Source organism: Rhizobium sp. NFR07 (assembly GCF_900111905.1).
Classification (GTDB): Bacteria; Pseudomonadota; Alphaproteobacteria; order Rhizobiales; family Rhizobiaceae; genus Neorhizobium.
The window spans coordinates 34,523-53,119 of the sequence record NZ_FOKM01000019.1 but is presented as its reverse complement, the minus strand read 5'-3'; the positions used below and the strand labels follow the sequence as shown (position 1 = coordinate 53,119).

Genomic DNA, 18,597 nt, shown 5'->3' with positions numbered 1-18,597 from the left:
GAGCCCTCAATCCCCTTGAGAAATGCGGGATTACGGCCTAGTGTGGCGATGTTCAATATTTGTTCCGGATCTCATTCCCGTGACCGACAAGAAGACCGGCTTCTGCCGCGACTGCCTCGCCGAGCAGAAAAACGACATCAAGAGATGTCGATCCTGCGGCAGTCCGCGGCTTGTCTATCACAGCGAACTCTATGACCTGACGCTCGCCCATATCGACTGCGACGCCTTTTACGCTACGATCGAGAAGCGTGACGATCCGAGCCTCGCCGACAAGCCGGTGATCATCGGCGGCGGCAAGCGCGGGGTGGTGTCGACCGCCTGCTACATCGCCCGCATCAGTGGCGTGCGCTCGGCCATGCCGATGTTCAAGGCAATGGAGCTGTGCCCCGACGCGGTGGTGGTGCGCCCCAACATGGAGAAATACGTGACCGTCGGCCGGCAGGTGCGACAGCTAATGATGGAACTGACGCCCCTCGTCCAGCCGTTGTCAATCGACGAGGCCTTTCTCGAACTCGCCGGCACCGAGCGGCTGCACCGAGACCCGCCGGCCCGCATCCTGGCAAAGCTTGCAAATCGCGTTGAAAGCGAGCTCGGCATCTCGATCTCGGTGGGGCTCTCCTATTGCAAATTCCTCGCCAAGGTTGCTTCGGATCTGCAGAAGCCGCGCGGCTTTTCGGTCATCGGCGAGACCGAGGCGAAAGGCTTTCTAGCCCCCCGCCCAGTCACCACCATCTGGGGTGTCGGCAAAGCATTCAACAGCACGCTTGAGGCTGACGGTATCCGCACGATAGGCCAGCTCCAGACGATGGAGGAAAGCGACCTCATGCGGCGCTACGGGACGATGGGCCAGCGGCTCTATCGCCTCGCCCGCGGCATAGATGATCGCGACGTGCATCCGAACGACCCGGCCAAGAGCGTGTCTGCCGAAACGACCTTCTTCGACGACATTTCGCGCCATGACGAACTCGTGCCCATTCTCCGGCGTCTTTCGGAAAAGGTGTCGGCACGGCTGAAGAAGCATGAGATTGCCGGTCAGACCGTCGTCCTCAAAATGAAGACAAGCGACTTCAAGAGCCGGACGCGCAACAAGCGGCTGGAAGATCCGACCCAACTTGCCGACAAGATTTTTCGCACCGGCCTGTCGTTGATGGAGCGGGAGACTGACGGGACGAAGTTTCGTCTTCTCGGCATCGGCGTCACCGATCTCTGCGATCCGGCGCTCGCCGATCCGCCGGACCTCGTCGACCAGCAGGCCGGACGACGCGCGGCGGCGGAAGCAGCAATGGACAAGTTGCGCGATAAGTTCGGCAAAGCCGCCGTCGAGACCGGCTATACGTTTGGCGACAAGCGCCGGTAGGAGATTTCAAAGCCGCGAAGCGGCGAAGTTCAACGATTTGTGATGCGGCGCCACGATCCCGCCACTTTTCGTAAAATTTTCATTAAGTTCGCTGCGCTAGCATGTCTGCCATTGTATTGCGTATGAGGTCTTCATGTTGCGTGGCGTCTTGTTCAGCCTCGGGCTCTTGTCCGGGACCATTCTCTCTCAGTCCGCATTTGCCGACACCGCGACCCTCCAGATTATCGTCTCGAAAGACAAGCAGTCCATGACCGTCTATGACGGTGAGACGGTCGTGCAGACGACGAAGGTGTCGACCGGCAAGGCTGGGCATACGACACCGAGCGGCATCTTTTCGATCCTCGAGAAGCGCAAGTACCACGAATCCAACATCTATTCGAACGCGCCGATGCCGTTCATGCAGCGCCTGACATGGTCGGGTATCGCGCTACACGAAGGCCATGTGCCGAACTATCCGGCATCTCACGGCTGCGTGCGTATTCCGCCTGGCACGGCCAAGACGATTTTCGACATGACCGATCGCGGCGTACATGTGGTCATTTCCGACGCGCCGGTGGCGCCGGTGAAGATCGATAACGCCAATCTCTTCATGCCGCTGAAGCCATCGCCAAATTCCCCATTCATGTCGGACGTCGACCTGCGCCCGACCGTCATGAAGAAAGCCTCAGATGGCCCCTATCGCGTAGCCATGGCCGGAACCGATCCGATGACGACAGGCTCGTTGCAGGCCGTCGTGCCGGAAGACGCGCCGCCGCTGCGCATCCTCGTACACCGCCGTGGTGCCCGCGAGACGATGATGGACGTACAGTCGTTGTTGCTCGGCCTCGGCTTCGATGCGGGCGCCGCAGACGGCATTCCTGGTCCGATGACGCGCGATGCGATCGCCGGCTACAAACGTTGGAAGGGCCTACCACTGAACGGACCGCTGGTCTCCAAGGAGTTCCTTGCAGCACTCTATCACTCGGCCGGTCAGGAAGCAGCGCCCGCGGGACAGATCCTCGTGCGCCGCAGCTTCGAGCCGCTGTTCGAGGCGCCGGTCGGCATCAAGGATCCGGAGCGCGCGCTTGGTACGCATTTTTACACCGCCGACCATATCAAGCGCGATGCCGAGACGGCGGAATGGCATGCGGTGACGCTTGAGAACAAGCTGACCGCTGACGAGATGCGGGATCTCGGCATCGAGAAGGCAGCCGATGCAAGCCAGCCGAATGCAGCAGCCGCCGCCCTCGACCGTCTCGAAATCCCGAAGGACGTTCGCGAGGAAATCGCCGTGCTGATGACCAACGGCACGTCGCTGACGATTACCGATCAAGGCCTCGGTCCGGAGACCGGCAAGGGCACGGATTTCGTGACGCTGACGAAGTCCGAGGCAAGCCTCGTACAGGCCCAGCCTGCCCAGAGCAGTCAGAAACCCGCACGCCGCTCCAAAAGAGATTCATATGTCGGCGGTATCGGTCTGTACTAATTGACAAAACGGGGCTTTAAGCCCCGTTTCTATTGCACCAATTCCACATCCAGAACACCTGGCGCCGCCTTGAGCGCCGCGGCAATTTCAGGCGACAGGCGGAAGCGGTCCGTCAGCTCGACCTCTATCTCGCGCCGACCGTCATCCTTGATAACGATGAAGGAGACGAGACCCTCGCCCCTGGCTTTCAGGTGACGTTTGACGGTATCGACCGGACGCGCGTCGCGCACGAAGACGCGTAGCGCCTTTTGCATGCGGATAGACTGCTCTTCCAGCGACTGCGCCGTCTGGATGCGCAGGCCGATACCTTCCGGCCGCTCGTCGGCCTGCACGGTGATGACCAGCGATTTCCCTGGTTCGAGCAGGTCGCGATATTGCGCAAGCGCCTCTGAAAACAGCACCGCCTCGAACTGACCGGAAGAGTCCGAGAAGGTGATGATGCCCATCTTGTTGCCGGTCTTGGTCTTGCGCTCCTGGCGTCCCGTCACCGTTCCGGCGAGCCGCCCGGCCGTCGCGCCCTGACGGACTGAAGCCGCGAAATCGGCAAACGTCTGGACGCGCAGCTTGGCGAGAACATCGGCATAGGTGTCGAGCGGATGGGCCGAGAGATAAAAGCCGAGCACCTGATATTCGCGCATCAGCATTTCCGACGGCATCCAAGGATTGAAGGTCGGCAGGACCAACTTTTCCGGCCCGGAACTGGCCGATGAACCGAAGAAATCCGACTGGCCAGAGACCTTCTCCTCCTGGGCTCGCTGGGCATAACCGATGACGCGGTCGAGACCGGCACTCAACTGAGCGCGGTCGATGCCAAAGCAGTCGAAGGCACCGGCGGAAATCAGGCTCTCCAGGACGCGACGATTGATCTGCTTCGGATCGACCCGCAGGCAGAAATCCTCGATGCTGGCGAAGGGCCTGTCACCGCGCACTTCGGTAATGTGCTCGACAGCGGAATCACCGACGCCCTTGATAGCGGCGAGCGCGTAATAGATCTTCGCCTCACCCGTCTCGAAATGGCGAAACGAGGTCTGGACCGAGGGCGGGATGACCTTGATGCCGAGGCGGCCGGCATCCTCACGGAAGTCGTTGAGCTTTTCGGTATTGGCCATATCGTAGGTCATCGATGCGGCCAGGAACTCGACCGGGTAATGGGCCTTCATGTAGGCCGTCTGGTAGGAGACGATCGCGTAGGCCGCGGCATGGCTCTTGTTGAAGCCGTAATTGGCGAACTTGGCGAGCAGTTCGAAAATGTTCTTCGCCTGTGGCTTGGAGACGCCGTTCTTGATGGCGCCATCGACGAAACGTTCGCTCTGCTTGTCCATCTCCTCCTTGATCTTCTTACCCATGGCACGGCGCAGAAGGTCGGCCTCGCCGAGCGAATAGCCCGACAGGACCTGAGCGATCTGCATGACCTGTTCCTGGTAGACGATAACGCCCTGGGTTTCCTTGAGGAGGTAATCAATTGAGGGATGGACGGACTCGATCTCTTCCTCGCCATGCTTGCGGGCATTGTAGGTCGGGATGTTCTCCATCGGACCTGGGCGGTAGAGTGCTACGAGCGCAATAATATCCTCGATGCAGTCCGGCCGCATGCCGATCAGCGCCTTGCGCATGCCCGCACTTTCCACCTGAAACACGCCGACGGTCTCACCGCGCGACAGCATGGCGTAGGTCAGTTCGTCATCGAGCGGGATCTTTGCAAGATCCACCTCGATATTCCGCTTGCGGCAGAAATCGACAGCCGTCTTCAGCACGGTCAGGGTCTTCAGGCCGAGGAAGTCGAATTTGACGAGGCCGGCCTGTTCCACCCACTTCATGTTGAACTGGGTGACCGGCATGTCCGAGCGCGGGTCTCGATACATCGGCACGAGCTTCGACAGCGGCCGGTCGCCGATCACGATGCCGGCGGCGTGGGTCGAGGCGTGGCGGTAGAGACCCTCGATCTTCTGGGCGATATCGAGCAGGCGGCCGACAACCGGCTCCTTGTCGACCTCTTCCTGGAATTTCGGCTCCTCCTCGATCGCCTTCGACAGAGGCGTCGGGTTGGCCGGATTGTTGGGCACAAGCTTGCAGATGCGGTCGACCTGGCCATAGGGCATTTCTAGCACGCGACCGACGTCGCGCAGCGCAGCGCGTGCCTGCAGCGAACCGAAGGTGATGATCTGCGCCACCTGCTCGCGCCCGTATTTGCGCTGTACATAGCGGATCACCTCTTCGCGGCGATCCTGGCAGAAGTCGATGTCGAAGTCCGGCATCGAGACACGATCCGGGTTGAGGAAGCGCTCGAACAGGAGCGAGAAACGCAGCGGATCGACATCGGTAATGGTCAGCGCATAGGCGACCAGCGAGCCTGCACCCGAACCGCGGCCGGGGCCGACCGGAATGTTCTGGATCTTCGCCCATTTGATGAAGTCGGCAACGATCAGGAAGTAGCCGGGGAACTTCATCTTCTCAATGACGCTGAGCTCGAAATCCAGGCGCTCGCGATAATCTTTTTCGGTGAACCCGGCGCTGAGGCCGAGTTCCGCCATTCGGTTCTCGAGGCCTTCGACCGCCTGGCGGCGCAGTTCGTCCGCCTCTGCGCGTTCAGCCTCCGCCGGATCATCGGTCGCGCCGGTGAAGCGCGGCAGGATCGGGTTGCGGGTCTTCAGGATGAAAGAGCAGCGGCGAGCGATCTCGACCGTGTTCTCCAGCGCCTCGGGAAGATCGGCGAAAAGTTTCGCCATCTCTTCGCGGCTCTTGAGATAGTGATCCGGCGTCAGGCGAAAACGGCTGTCGTCGGAAACGATCGCGCCATGTGCGACCGCCATCAAAGCGTCATGGGCGTCGTAGTCAGCCTTGGTCAGGAAGAAGGCTTCGTTGGTCGCCACAAGAGGCACGTCGTGCTCATAGGCGAGATCAATCATCCGGTTTTCGTGGCGGCGATCATAGCTGCCGTGACGCTGCAGTTCGATATAGAGGCGATCGCCGAACAGATCCTTAAGCCGCAGCAGCCGGGCGGCGGCCTGTCCGGCATTTCCATCCTTCATCGGCTTGTCGACCGGCCCGGACCCGGCACCCGTGAGCGCAATCAGGCCATCCGTGCCGGACTCGTCCAGCCAGGAGGCACGGATGCAGGTCTCGCTGTTGCCTTCACCGCCGAGATAGGCCCGACTGACGAGATCGACGAGACGCTCATAGCCTGCGGCGGTGGCGGCAAGCAGAATGATCGCCGGCAGCTTGGCAAGCTGGTTGCCGCGTCGCTCTTCGGTCTGGTCCTCCATGTCGATCGACAACTGGCACCCGATGATCGGCTGCAGGCCGTCGCCGATCGCCTTCTGGGCGAATTCCAGGGCGACGAATAGGTTGTTGGTGTCGGTAATCGCGATCGCAGGCTGATTGTCCGCAACCGCCTTGCCCAGAACCTTCTTGAGCGGCAGCGCCCCTTCAAGCAGGGAATAGGCCGAATGCAGGCGCAGGTGGACAAACTGCGGTGTCGCCCCGATGATCTCGTCTGACGATCCCGTGCTTTTCTGCTCTGCCATATCCGCGCCGTACCCATTGAATCAATCGGTGTATTTTCGGGCGCCGGGGGCCGCAAGTCCAGTTCGGAATACGACCGTCAACTTGTTTTGAAACGGGTGGCGCGAGAAACAGGCGCCACCGGTTGTTACCTACATCGCCATCATGATCATCGAAAGGGTCGTCACGAAAGTTGCGATGGATGCGAAAGCGGCAATGTCACGAAAAAGGTCGGTCATCGTTGTCTCCGTGTTCGTTATGTTTCTATTTTGTTCCGCTTTAGTACACGAGTCAACAAAAGAACAAACCGACAACGAAATTTCCGCACTATCCCCGCCATGAAGGTGAATGAAGCGTAAACTGACTACGTGCGGATATCGAGATGCAGAGGGAAAACATGACGGATTCCTTCCTTCCGAGCTCCGTGTTTTGCATGAAGTCGCCATAGCTCGGATCAAATTTACATTGACATGCGACGCTCACCCGCGATGGCGGGAGAACCACGAGTCATTCCGGCAAGCTTGCTGCCCCGCGAGTTGATCGAGCGGCCAGTCGAGCAGATAAGGCGCGAAATACATCTGACGCGGTACTATCCCTACGATCCAAATCCATCTTTTCCCGCGGCCAGTCCCTCATCTCTGGTCCCAATCGCTGAGATCGATAGCTTGCAGCGCGCGCAAGGCGGGTCCGCGAGCGCACGACCAAAGATCATGATCGGATTCAACGGGGACGAAAAAGGTGTGTGCTCGACTATGGCCAGCAGATAAATCCGGGGTTCGAAAGATGGATGGTTAAGGCTGCAAGTTCTGATGACCCGCGGGAAATCGGCGCCGAAGAAAAAGCCTATGCCCTTATGGCGCTAGCAGCAGGACTAGAGATGGCCGAACCCGCCTGTTTGACACCCGCAAAGGAAGACGGCTTTTCGCGACAAAACGTTTCGATAGAACAGCTGATGGCAGACTGCGCATGCATACGGCGAGCGGCCTGTTGAATGCCAGCCATCGCGAGCCCTCACTTAACTATGAGCAACTGCACAAGCTTGAGCATGTGATGACCCGTGACGCCGCGGAAGTTCTCAAGATGTTCCGAAACATGGTGTTTAACGTCTATGCAAAAAAACCGCGACGACCACGCGAAAAACCATGCTTTTCTCATGGACGGAAATGATCGTTGGTTTTCGGCGCCTGCATACGATCTTACCTTTTCGTCAGGTCCAGGCGGGGAACAAAGCGCTACAATCGCCGGGGAAGGTAGGACGCCTGGAATGCCTCACCTCTTAGCCGTCGCTAGGGGGCATCAATCCCGAATCAAGATGCCAAGGATGTTATAGATCAAGTGCGAATGGCAGTGGACCGATGGCCAAGATTTGCTGAAACAGTTGGACTATCTAAAGCCCGGACTAAAGAACTCGACAAACTCTGAGACGGTAGTCGGCCGGATTAGACACTTCACGTGCCGCATGGTCGGGATGAATATAGTATTTCTCGGCCAACATGAACGTCCGACGCCACGAGGGATGACGATATGCGCAGGGCCAGCCCGAGGCGTTAAACCACTGCTACGAGCTGGTGGCAGTCGTTATCTATTTGCGCGAGATTATCGCAACTAGTCATGGTCCACGCGGACGGCGTGTCCGTGATTATGGCTGGCGATGCAACCAGCCAGATCAGACTGCCCCTGGGGCGCTTCAACCGAATACCCACAACGCGGTCTTCGGATTGAGAAAGCCGGTGAAAGCGTCTGCAAGTATGCGTCGCAGGTGAAGGCACGGGCGATTACGACACGCCGCTGGTTGAAGAGACGGCCCCGACGCGCAGGGAACGCGCCGGGGATATACTGAAGGTCATGAAGTTTCACCGATAGCTAGATGGTGGCTCACCAAACCGATCAGTTCGACGCCACGATGCCACCTGCACGTGTAGTCGTCAAATCACATGTATTTGGTTGGGGTGATTCATGGTGCTCTACCGTCTTTGAAACGTCGGGGGTACCCACATGCCCTTCGAAGGGACCAGAACGGGATCTAGGAAAACGCTGTGACGACAGATCGCCATGCGCACACTGTCGCATGATTGATCTCGATCGAGATGTAGGATCAGGCCCTGGTGGTGGAGGCGCGACCTGCTTATAGAGTAAGCATCGGCTTTGCGGGAACATAATGGAAGAGCGACGGTTCTGTAGTGCCGCGAGGGTTGTGATGTCTCAAACGCAGAAGTCCCTCAAACTTCTCCCCTCGCGGCGCCCTTTCGACCATCATTCGTATCATGCAGAAGTCCAACCGGTCGGTTGAGGACGCGCTTGCAACCGCTCGCGGTGCCCTGCTTAGCGCTATTCGGGTCTACGGCCGCCCGCCAAGCGGTTATTTCATAGCGCCTCGAACTGCGAGTGCCATTGACCATTCTTATCGAAACATAAAGTTCCACATACACAAAACTGCTATCACGGCAGGACATCTTGTGACACCAACAGCGCGGACCGCGCCCTCCATCAGCTGTTTGGCTCAGCCGGTCTTAAGCTGCACAAGCACTGTTAACCAACTAGCCTTCCTGAGGGCAACCGATCACGACCACCGCCGCTCCACTGACAATACGCTCGAACGTGGGCCTTTCGGATGAAACATTGAGGCAACGCCGTAAGTCCCCAGGATTTTGCGGTGTTGCTAGGCAGCTCGGTTCCGTCGGCCAAACACAGCGACCGGAAGCGCGGATTAGTTGAAGCTATTCGAGAAGACAGCGTTCAAGCTCGGACGTGCCCCGCTTTTCGCACCACCCACCACTCATATTATGGGATCGCGGTGTTGACAGGACGGGTCAGCGCGACCGTTGGCGGCAACTGGCGCCTAAGGGCAGTTCCCTCTTACGGAGAAGTTGAACCCTCTCATTTGACAACCTCAGAAATGCGGTGCTGTTCAGGCGCACACCACCTACTGGATGATGACAAGCTTCTGATGTTCAGGTCAGCTATCTCCCGAGAGCAACTTTACACGGCGGCTTTCAAAAGTCAGGAACATATCGAGAGCTGCCGCATTCTGGCTTCCGTCAGGCACTCACATTTTCGAGGAAATTCAATGAACAGCATCATCTGGCTCGTCGGAGCGGTCGTCATCGTACTTGCAATCCTAAGCTTTTTTGGACTGCGCTAAGAAGGGCGATCACCACCGTCTGCAAAATCTCCGCCGTCATCGAGCCCTGCCAATCCCGCTTCGATTGCCGGCGGGTTATGTACGACGTTGCGCACAACAAACGCGCCACGGATCGCGACCGCGATAGCTAAACGACGAACCCGGTAGCCTTGATCTGACTGCAAATTTCATGGCAACTAACGGAGCTCCGAAGGAATTCCTGGCCACCACGACCGCGGCATCGAAGTCTTGCAGCTCAGTTCCTAGAACTCGACTACCTTGCCACTTTCGATCGTCACTCGACGGTCCATGCGGGCAGCGAGTTCGTGGTTATGGGTCGCAATCAGGGCGGCAAGCCCCGATTGGCGTACCAGGGCTTCAAGCGCATCGAACACGTAAGATGCGGTCTTCGGATCAAGGTTGCCGGTGGGCTCGTCTGCAAGAAGCAAGCGGGGCGCATTGGCGACGGCGCGGGCGATGGCGACGCGTTGCTGTTCACCGCCGGAAAGTTCCGCCGGGCGATGTTCGGCGCGATGGCCGATGCGCATATAATCAAGAAGCTGGGCTGCACGCCCCCTCGCCTCGACCTTGGACAGGCCGCCGATCAGCTGCGGCATCATGATGTTCTCGATCGCCGAAAATTCCGGCAGGAGGTGGTGGAACTGGTAAACGAAGCCGATCTCGGCGCGACGGATCGCCGTTCGGTCTTCGTCTGGAAGGTCATTGCACGACCTGCCGCCGATCGAGACGTCACCGCCATCGGGGTGTTCGAGCAGACCGGCGAGATGCAGGAGGGTCGACTTGCCGGTGCCGGAAGGTGCTACGAGTGCGACGATTTCGCCGGATCTCAATTCGAAATCGGCGCCCTTCAGGATCGACAGCGTGGTTTCGCCCTGACCGTAATGGCGTTCGACGCCCGTGAGCTTCAAGACGGATTTGCGCAGTGCCATGGAGACCTATTCGTATCGGAGGGCCTGGACGGGATCGAGCCTGGAGGCCCGCCACGCCGGAAAGATGGTAGCAATGAAAGAGAGCGTCAGCGCCATGGTGACGACCGACACGGTTTCGCTGATGCTCATTTCGGCCGGCAGTTCGCTCAGGAAATAGAGTTCCGGATTGAACAGAACCGTGCCGGAAATCCACGAGAAGAACTGACGGATTGATTCGATATTGAGGCAAACGATGACGCCGAGCGCCACGCCGGCGAGCGTGCCGACCAGACCGATCGCAGCGCCCGTCATGAAGAAGATGCGCATGATGGCACCAGAGCTTGCGCCCATCGTGCGCAGGATGGCGATGTCCGAACCCTTGTCCTTCACCAGCATGATGAGGCCGGAGATGATGTTGAGCGCCGCCACCAGCACGATCAGCGTCAGGATCATGAACATGACGTTGCGTTCGACCTGGAGCGCGGAGAAGAAGGTCTGGTTGCGCTGGCGCCAATCGGTGATGAAGATCTGCCGGCCGGCAGCTTCCTCGATCTTCGGCCGCATCACGTCGACATTGTCGGGATCGTCGATAAACAGCTCGATCGACTGGACGATGCCTTCGGCATTGAAATAGAGCTGCGATTCACCCAACGGCATGTAGATGATCGTCGCGTCGTATTCCGACATGCCGATCTCGAAGACGCCCGAAACAGGGTAAGATTTCACTCGCGGATTGACGCCCATAGGGGTCACATCGCCTTCCGGCGAGATCAGCGTGATCTGGTCACCGGCGGTGATACCGAGCTGAGCCGCGAGGCGCGAGCCGACGAGCACCCCTTGCCCCGAGGCAAAACCAACGATATCGCCTTGCTTGATGTTGCCGGCGACTTCCGGGAGTTTTTCGAGGTCTTCTGCACGCACACCGCGCACCAATGCGCCGGAGCCCGCACCGCCCTTGCCCGATGCAAGCGTCTGGCCTTCGACCAAGGGCAAGGCCATCTTGACGCCGGGAACGGCGGAAAACTTCTTGGTCAATTCGGCATAATCGTTGAGCGGCTGATCGATGGGCTGGACGATCATGTGGCCGTTGATGCCGAGAATGCGGGAGATCAGCTCGGTGCGAAAGCCGTTCATCACCGCCATGACGATGATCAGGGTTGCGACGCCGAGCATGATGCCGATGAAGGAAAAGCCGGCAATGACGGAGATGAAGGCCTCCTTGCGGCGTGAGCGCAGGTAGCGCCATGCAACCATGCGCTCGAAGGCCGAAAAGGCTCCGGCGCGCGGGGCTTTTGGAGCCTTCTCCGCCTTTTCCTTCTCACCACCCGCAGCGATGCTCGACATTCACGCTTTCCTCGTCTTGGTCGGTGCGGGACCGGACCGTACGCCGTCCTCGCACCCAATGCTATAGAACCGGAACGGCAGATAAGCCGTCAGCCGGTGATGCGGTTCAGGGCGGCCTCGAGGGTCATGACCTCGCGGGCGCCGGTACGGCGAACCTTTACCTCGACCTCGCCTACGGCTGCCGAGCGCGGGCCGACGATGATCTGCACCGGCACGCCGATCAGATCGGCGGTGGCAAACTTGGTGCCGGCGCGGTCGTCCGTGTCGTCGTAAAGCACGTCCTTGCCGGCATTCCCGAGCGTCGCATAGAGGTTTTCCGAGAGCCGGTCGCAGGCTTCGTCGCCGGGCTTCATGTTGATCACCACGACATCGAAGGGCGCGACCGATTCGGGCCAGATAATGCCGTTCTCGTCATGGGAGGCTTCGATGATGGCGGGAACGAGGCGGGTCGGGCCGATGCCGTAGGAGCCCATGTGGACAAGGTGCTCCTTGCCGTCCGGTCCCTGCACCTTGGCGCCCATCGGCTCGGAATATTTGGTGCCGAAATAAAAGATGTGGCCAACCTCAATGCCCCGAGCGGAGAGCCGATCGCTATCGGGGATCGCGTCGAACGCCGCCGCATCGTGCATCTCAGACGTCGCGGCATAGACCGAGGTCCATTTATCGAAGATCGCCTGCATGCCGGCGACATCGTCGAAATTGGTGTCTTCGCCGGGAATGTCGAAATTGACGAAATCGCGGTGCGAGAAGACTTCAGATTCGCCGGTCTCAGCGAGGATTATGAATTCGTGGCTGTGGTTGCCGCCGATCGGGCCGGTATCGGCGCGCATTGGGATGGCGCGCAGGCCGAGACGGTCGAAGGTGCGCAGATAGGCCGCGAACATCTTGTTATAGGAATGGACGGCATCTTCCTTGTTTAAGTCAAAGGAATAGGCGTCCTTCATCAGGAATTCGCGCGACCGCATCGTGCCGAAGCGCGGACGGATCTCGTCGCGGAACTTGAGCTGGATGTGGTAGAGGTTGAGCGGCAGGTTCTTGTAGGACTTGATATATGACCGGAAGATATCGGTGACCATTTCCTCATTGGTCGGTCCGTAGAGCATCGGCCGCTCCTGACGGTCCTTGATGCGCAGCATTTCCTTGCCATAGGCCTCGTAGCGGCCGCTTTCCTGCCAGAGTTCGGCCGACTGCAGCGTCGGCATCAGAAGCTCGATGGCGCCGGCGCGGTTCTGTTCCTCACGGATGATCGCGTTCACCTTGTCGAGCACGCGCTTGCCAAGCGGCAGCCAAGAATAGATGCCCTGGCTCTGCTGGCGGACCATGCCGGTGCGCAGCATGAGCCGGTGCGAAACGATCTCCGCTTCCTTGGGGTTTTCCTTCAGGATGGGCATGAAATAGCGGGATAGACGCATCTAGCTTTCCGACGTTTGCTTGCCGATCCCGATCGATCGGGAATCGGCCGATTTAAGGACCATATGGCGTGGCTTCATATCGGTTCCCAAGCGCCAAGGAAACCCGGATCTGCAAGAAAGCCAGGGGGAAGACGTTGCGGCGAATGCGCTCAAAAGACGAGCCGCGTCGCGAACATGTGTTTTTTATGAAGGAAGAGGTGCGACATATTCGTCAACAGGATTTTTTTGCCAAACTGTCGCAAAAATACAAAAAAGATGATGACAAAGCCCAAGCGGTGAGCTAGTTTCAGCTCATAAAACAGGCATGAAGTTCAAATTCTTGCCATTCGCGGTCAAAGTCTTGGGAGGATGAGATCTCTGGCGCGCTTGTCGCAGCCCCGGCAACGGTGAAGGTCACGCGAAACTGAAAAACAAGGCTTAACCGCCTTGTTTTTTTTTGACTTTAAGGAAGCCCGGCCATCCCTCCACCGAAAATTATTATTGTATGTCAGTGACATATCTTCAGTCGATCAAACCTGGCTGAAGCTCGGAATGATGTTCGGGATGCTGCCTACGCCAAATCCGAAATAGGTCGAGGCGAGATGATAGGCGAGATAGAGGGCGGCCGAGATGACGGTCGTCAGCAGGATGACCCGCCCGCCCCGGAACCTCGCGGGTGCGCTTTCAACGGTACCCAGCGTCACATCGCCATCATCCTGCTGGCTGCGATAGCCGAGCGGCAACACGATGAACAGGACGGTCCACCAGAGAATGAAATAGATCGCCGCGACGGTCAGAATGGGCATGGCGTGTCACCTCCGGCGCAGCGAGCGACCTCCGACATAGATTCAAGGCGCTGCGAAAGCGATTCCGAACGTGCTTCTAGACCGTTGTTTTCATTCATAATTTCGTCGTGCATCAAACCTCCTCCAGCTCGATCAGCGTGCCGTTAAAATCTTTCGGGTGCAGGAACAGGACAGGCTTGCCATGGGCTCCGGTCTTCGGCCTGCCATCACCCAGAATGCGGGCGCCCGAGGCCTGCAAATTTTTTGCCGCCTTCTCGATATCGTCGGTCTCGTAGCAGATGTGATGGATGCCGCCCGACTGATTTCTCTCCAGGAAAGCGGCGATCGGCGACCCGTCGCCGAGAGGTTCGAGCAGTTCGATCTTGGTGTTGGGCAGCGTGACGAAGACGACGGTCACACCGTGTTCGGGAAGTGCCTTTGGCGAGGAGACCTGCGCACCGAGCGTATCGCGATAGAGTGCCGCCGCCTCATGGAGGATCGGAACGGCGATGGCGATGTGATTGACGCGGCCGATCATATGTCTTCATCCTCCTCGGATCCCCTCACCACCGAGACCTAGCCGAAGCTAAGATCTTGATTGCCTTCGCGTGGCATCGCGCTCAGGCCTCCGTTCCCTGAAATCGATTTCATCGATTTCTGCCTTCGGCCACCGCTCCGAAGCCTCTCCCCCACGGGGATAGGTTCAATGCCGAGTGAGGGACCTGCCTTGCGGACCGTCTGCCCCTCATCCACCTGCCGGCACCGTCTCCCCGTCATGGCGGGAAGACGGATTACCGAAGCGCCCTACTGCACCCTCGTCAGAAACACCGTGACGACCGGCTTCTTGCCCCAGGCCATGTTGGCGGCAGCGCGGACGGCGCGGCGGATCGCTTCGCGCACCATGTCGAGATCCTTGCGGCGCGCGCGTGGAATGCTTTCGACGGCGCCGAGGACGGCGTCGTAGAGACCGTCGTCCATATCTTCGCCCTCGTCGTCGAATTCCGGCAGGCCGAAGGAGACGAGGTCGGGATCGGCAAGGAATTCGTAGCGGCTGTCGAGCAGGACGTTGACCGAGACGTGGCCGGCAAAGGAAAGCTTGCGGCGATCACCGATCGCCATCTCGTCGAAATCGCCGATCAGCTTGCCGTCCTTGAAGATACGGCCATGGGGTGCATCGTCGATCACCTCGGCCGGACCGGGTGCCAGGCGCAGGATGTTGCCGTTGCGAACGCGCGGGATGGTGGCGATGCCGGCGGAGGCGCCGAGTTCGGCCTGGGCCGTCAGGTGAGCAGCCTCGCCATGGACGGGCACGAGGATCTGCGGCCGGGTCCACTCGTACATCTTGAGCAGCTCGTTGCGGCGCGGGTGGCCGGAGACGTGTACGAGCGCATCGGAATCGGTGACGATTTTGATGCCCTGCTCGATCAGCGCGTTCTTGATCTCGATGATCGGCTTTTCGTTGCCGGGAATGGTACGCGATGAAAAGACAACCGTATCACCCTTGGTCAGCGCCACATGGCGCATCTCGTCGCGGGAGATCTTGGCCAGCGCCGCGCGCTGTTCGCCCTGGCTGCCGGTGAGGATGGCGACAACCTTGTCGCGCGGGATATAGCCGTATTCGTCCTCGGCGATGAAGGGCTTGACGCCTTCCATGATGCCGATGTCCTGGGCGACGTTGACGACGCGCTTCAACGACGAACCGAGCAGCAGAACTTCACGGCCGGCGGCGTCTGCCGCTTCGGCGATCGAACGGATGCGGCCTACATTCGACGAGAAGGTGGTGATGGCTACCCTGCCCTTGGCCTCTTCGATAACCTTCTGCAGCCCCTTGGAGACTTCCTCTTCCGAGGGTGAGACGCCGTCACGCAAGGCATTGGTGCTGTCGCACATCAGCGCCAGCACGCCTTCGTCGCCGATGGCGCGGAAGCGATCTTCGTCGGTTAGCGGCCCAAGCGTCGGCTTGGCGTCGATCTTCCAGTCGCCGGTATGGACGACATTGCCGAGTGGCGTGCGGATGACCAGCGACATCGGCTCAGGGATGGAATGGTTGACGCCAACGGCCTCGATCTCGAACGGGCCGACATTGATGCGGTCCCCGGCCTTGAAGATGGTGATCGGGATTTCGGCGCGGTTGCCCTCATATTTGCGCTTGGCTTCCAGCATGCCGGCCGTAAAGGGCGAGGCATAGACCGGCACGTTAAGGCCGGGCCAGAGATCGTTCATCGCGCCGTAATGGTCCTCATGCGCATGAGTGATGATCATGCCCTTAAGATTGTTGCGCTGCGAGGCAAGGAAGCGGATATCGGGCAGCACGAGATCGACGCCCGGAAGATCAGGCCCCGGGAAGGTCACGCCACAATCGACCATGATCCACTGGCGCTTCTCGGCCGGCCCATAGCCGTAGAGAGCGAGGTTCATGCCAATCTCGCCCACGCCGCCCAGCGGCAGAAACACCAGTTCGTCTTGCTTAGCCATTCTTCTTCTTATTCCGTTCTCGCAAAAAATACATCACCTGCCGCGATTGGCATGACTTGTCCATCCCCCCTGTCCAGAAGCAGGAGGCCATTGTCGTCTATCCCGGCAAAAATGCCCTCGATCGACCGGTCGGGGAGATTGACGGTGATCCGCTCGCCGATGCCGCAGGCGAGCTTGCGCCAGCGGCTGACGATTTCGACCGTGCCACGCCCCTCATCCCATGATTCCAACGTCACCGCCATCGACTTGAAAAGATGAGCGAAAAGCTCGTCCGGGGAGACGGCCGCGCCGTGGTCCACCAGCCGGGTGACGCCATAGGGTGCGCTGTCTGGCATGTGGCGGATATTGATGCCGATGCCGATCGCCAAGGCCCGTTTTCCGTCGGCAACAGGTTCACCCTCGAGCAAAATGCCGCAGGTCTTTCTGCGGTTGATCAGAATGTCATTCGGCCACTTCACCTGCAGTGCGTCGTCCCCCGGCGGTAGCACGGCACGGATGGCCTCATGGACGGCGATGGCAACGACGAGGGGCAATGACGCGGTCAGCGCGATCGGCGCCGGATCGACGAGCAGCAAGGAGGCATAGAGATTGCCGGGCTCGGAGGTCCAGGCACGGCCGCGTCGGCCACGGCCCGCAGTCTGGCGTGCAGCGGTCACCCACAACAAACCGGAATCGCCCGCGCGAGCGCGGGCGAGACATTCACTATTGGTGGAGCCTATGTCGTTGAAAGCGACATGGCGGAACGCTTCCAGCGAGAAGCGTCCGCTATTTCTAGCCATGCTCAGAAGAATGACCGGGCTGCCGCATTGGCCGCCACACCGATCGGTCCGCCGATTAGGACGTAGGCCGTCACGAACAGGCCGGAGAGGCCAAAGACCAGACGCAGCTCGCCGGAGGTGCGGGCGAATTCGCCCTTCGGCTCGTCGAACCACATCAGCTTGACGAGACGCAGGTAGTAGTAAGCGCCGACGACCGAGGACAACACGCCGATGATGGCGAGCGCATAAAGCTTGGCTTCGATCGCCGCGACGAAGACGAAATATTTCGCGAAGAAGCCTGCAAGCGGAGGAATGCCGGCCATAGAGAACATCAGCGCCGTCAAAACGACCGCCATAAACGGACGGGTGGACGACAGGCCGGCGAGATCCTCGACGCTTTCGACATAGGTGCCATCTTCGCGCTTCATCGCCATGATGCAGGCGAAGGTGCCAAGCGTCATGACCATGTAGATGGTCATGTAGAGCACGACGCCGGAGACGCCGGTTTCCGAACCGGCGGCGAGGCCAACCAGCGCATAGCCCATGTGACCGATCGACGAATAGGCCATCAGGCGCTTGATGTTCTTCTGGCCGATTGCGGCGAAGGAGCCAAGCAGCATGGAGGCGATCGCCACGAAGACGATGACCTGGCGCCATTCGGCGACGATCGGCAGGAAGGCTTCCGAGACGATGCGCACGAGGATCGCCATGGCGGCCACCTTCGGCGCCGATGCAAAGAAGGCGGTGACAGCAGTCGGCGCACCTTCATAGACGTCCGGCGTCCACATGTGGAACGGCACGGCCGAGATCTTGAAGCAGGCGCCGGCAAGGATGAAGACCATGCCGAAGATGACGCCGAGCTGGCGGGTATCGGAGGTCAGGACGCGGGCGATCTCGTCGAAGCCGGTATTGCCGGTGAAGCCGTAAACCAGGGACATGCCGTAAAGCATCATGCCGGACGACAGGGCGCCGAGCACGAAATACTTGAGACCCGCTTCGGTAGACCTGATGCTGTCACGGTTGAAGGCGGCGACGACATAGAGCGACAGCGACATGAGCTCGAGGCCCATATAGAAGGCGATCAGGTCGTTTGCCGAGATCAGGACCATCATGCCGAGGGTCGCCAGGACCAGCAGGACCGGGAATTCAAAGCGGTCGAGCTGCTGCGAGCGGGCGCTCGACAGCGACATCAGCATTGCGACCATGGAGCCGATGAGCGCCAGCACCTTCATGAAGCGACCGAAAGGATCGAGCAGGGAGGCGCCGCCGAAGGCTTCGCCCTCTCCGGTGGCGAAGATCAGCCAGAGGCCGGAAATTGCAATAAGGATGATCGACAGCACCGTGACCATGGTGGCCGACTTTTCACCGGAAAAGACGCCGATCATCAGAAGCGCGAGCGCACCCACTGCCAGAATGATCTCCGGCATGGTCAGCTGCAGGCTGAGTGAGAGAAGTTCAGGGGTCATATCAA

General features: G+C 59.5%; 14 protein-coding genes. 5 read left to right on the top strand and 9 right to left on the bottom strand.

Annotated features, from left to right (window positions below; all coding sequences use genetic code 11):
- Positions 1-40 precede the first annotated feature (40 nt).
- Both BM216_RS28650 and BM216_RS28645 read left to right on the top strand, forming a co-directional pair.
- Positions 41-1,357, top strand: coding sequence for a DNA polymerase IV (locus tag BM216_RS28650; protein ID WP_244530376.1), 1,317 nt, complete (start codon positions 41-43; stop codon positions 1,355-1,357).
- A 133-nt stretch (positions 1,358-1,490) separates the two neighbouring features.
- On the top strand, positions 1,491-2,822 hold the full coding sequence (locus BM216_RS28645; protein WP_093003058.1) for a L,D-transpeptidase family protein: 1,332 nt from the start codon (positions 1,491-1,493) through the stop codon (positions 2,820-2,822).
- 29 nt (positions 2,823-2,851) lie between these two features.
- On the opposite strand, the gene dnaE is transcribed toward BM216_RS28645, so the two are convergent.
- Positions 2,852-6,346, bottom strand: coding sequence for a DNA polymerase III subunit alpha (gene dnaE, locus BM216_RS28640; protein WP_093003056.1), 3,495 nt, complete (start codon positions 6,344-6,346; stop codon positions 2,852-2,854).
- Positions 6,347-7,214: 868 nt separating this feature from the next.
- On the opposite strand from dnaE, the gene BM216_RS34830 reads away from it, so the two are divergent.
- Together BM216_RS34830 and BM216_RS34825 are read left to right on the top strand one after the other, a co-directional pair.
- On the top strand, positions 7,215-7,490 hold the full coding sequence (locus tag BM216_RS34830) for a HipA domain-containing protein (RefSeq protein ID WP_244530382.1): 276 nt from the start codon (positions 7,215-7,217) through the stop codon (positions 7,488-7,490).
- Positions 7,432-7,653 (top strand): HipA domain-containing protein, encoded by a 222-nt coding sequence (locus BM216_RS34825; RefSeq protein WP_348272024.1) that lies wholly within the window; start codon positions 7,432-7,434, stop codon positions 7,651-7,653. Before BM216_RS34830 ends, BM216_RS34825 begins: the two co-directional genes overlap by 59 nt.
- A 2,054-nt stretch (positions 7,654-9,707) precedes the next feature.
- On the opposite strand, the gene BM216_RS28625 is transcribed toward BM216_RS34825, so the two are convergent.
- From BM216_RS28625 to proS, 3 genes are all read right to left on the bottom strand, one after another.
- Positions 9,708-10,394 carry an ABC transporter ATP-binding protein gene (locus tag BM216_RS28625; protein ID WP_093003052.1) on the bottom strand — a complete coding sequence of 229 codons (687 nt, stop codon included), beginning with the start codon at positions 10,392-10,394 and terminating at the stop codon, positions 9,708-9,710.
- Positions 10,395-10,400: 6 nt separating this feature from the next.
- Complete coding sequence (locus tag BM216_RS28620; protein WP_093003050.1) at positions 10,401-11,717, bottom strand: lipoprotein-releasing ABC transporter permease subunit; 1,317 nt, start codon at positions 11,715-11,717, stop codon at positions 10,401-10,403.
- Between the two features lie 89 nt (positions 11,718-11,806).
- Positions 11,807-13,129: a proline--tRNA ligase gene (proS, locus tag BM216_RS28615; protein ID WP_093003048.1), complete on the bottom strand. Its 1,323-nt coding sequence runs from the start codon at positions 13,127-13,129 to the stop codon at positions 11,807-11,809.
- Positions 13,130-13,197: 68 nt separating this feature from the next.
- Here proS and BM216_RS33745 point away from each other — a divergent pair, with 68 nt between their 5' ends.
- A complete protein-coding gene (locus BM216_RS33745) occupies positions 13,198-13,413 on the top strand; it encodes a hypothetical protein (RefSeq protein WP_143102893.1) in 216 nt (71 codons plus the stop codon).
- Between the two features lie 225 nt (positions 13,414-13,638).
- Here the strand turns inward: BM216_RS33745 and BM216_RS28610 are convergent, their stop codons facing one another.
- The 5 genes from BM216_RS28610 to nuoN form a co-directional block, all read right to left on the bottom strand.
- Positions 13,639-13,914 carry a DUF1467 family protein gene (locus tag BM216_RS28610; protein ID WP_093003046.1) on the bottom strand — a complete coding sequence of 92 codons (276 nt, stop codon included), beginning with the start codon at positions 13,912-13,914 and terminating at the stop codon, positions 13,639-13,641.
- Between the two features lie 112 nt (positions 13,915-14,026).
- Positions 14,027-14,431, bottom strand: coding sequence for a methylmalonyl-CoA epimerase (gene mce, locus BM216_RS28605; RefSeq protein ID WP_093003044.1), 405 nt, complete (start codon positions 14,429-14,431; stop codon positions 14,027-14,029).
- 266 nt (positions 14,432-14,697) lie between these two features.
- Positions 14,698-16,368 carry a ribonuclease J gene (locus tag BM216_RS28600; protein WP_093003042.1) on the bottom strand — a complete coding sequence of 557 codons (1,671 nt, stop codon included), beginning with the start codon at positions 16,366-16,368 and terminating at the stop codon, positions 14,698-14,700.
- Between the two features lie 8 nt (positions 16,369-16,376).
- Positions 16,377-17,147: a biotin--[acetyl-CoA-carboxylase] ligase gene (locus BM216_RS28595; protein WP_093003040.1), complete on the bottom strand. Its 771-nt coding sequence runs from the start codon at positions 17,145-17,147 to the stop codon at positions 16,377-16,379.
- 2 nt (positions 17,148-17,149) lie between these two features.
- Positions 17,150-18,592, bottom strand: a complete 1,443-nt coding sequence (gene nuoN / locus BM216_RS28590) for an NADH-quinone oxidoreductase subunit NuoN (RefSeq protein ID WP_093003038.1) — start codon at positions 18,590-18,592, stop codon at positions 17,150-17,152.
- Between the last annotated feature and the right edge of the window lie 5 nt (positions 18,593-18,597).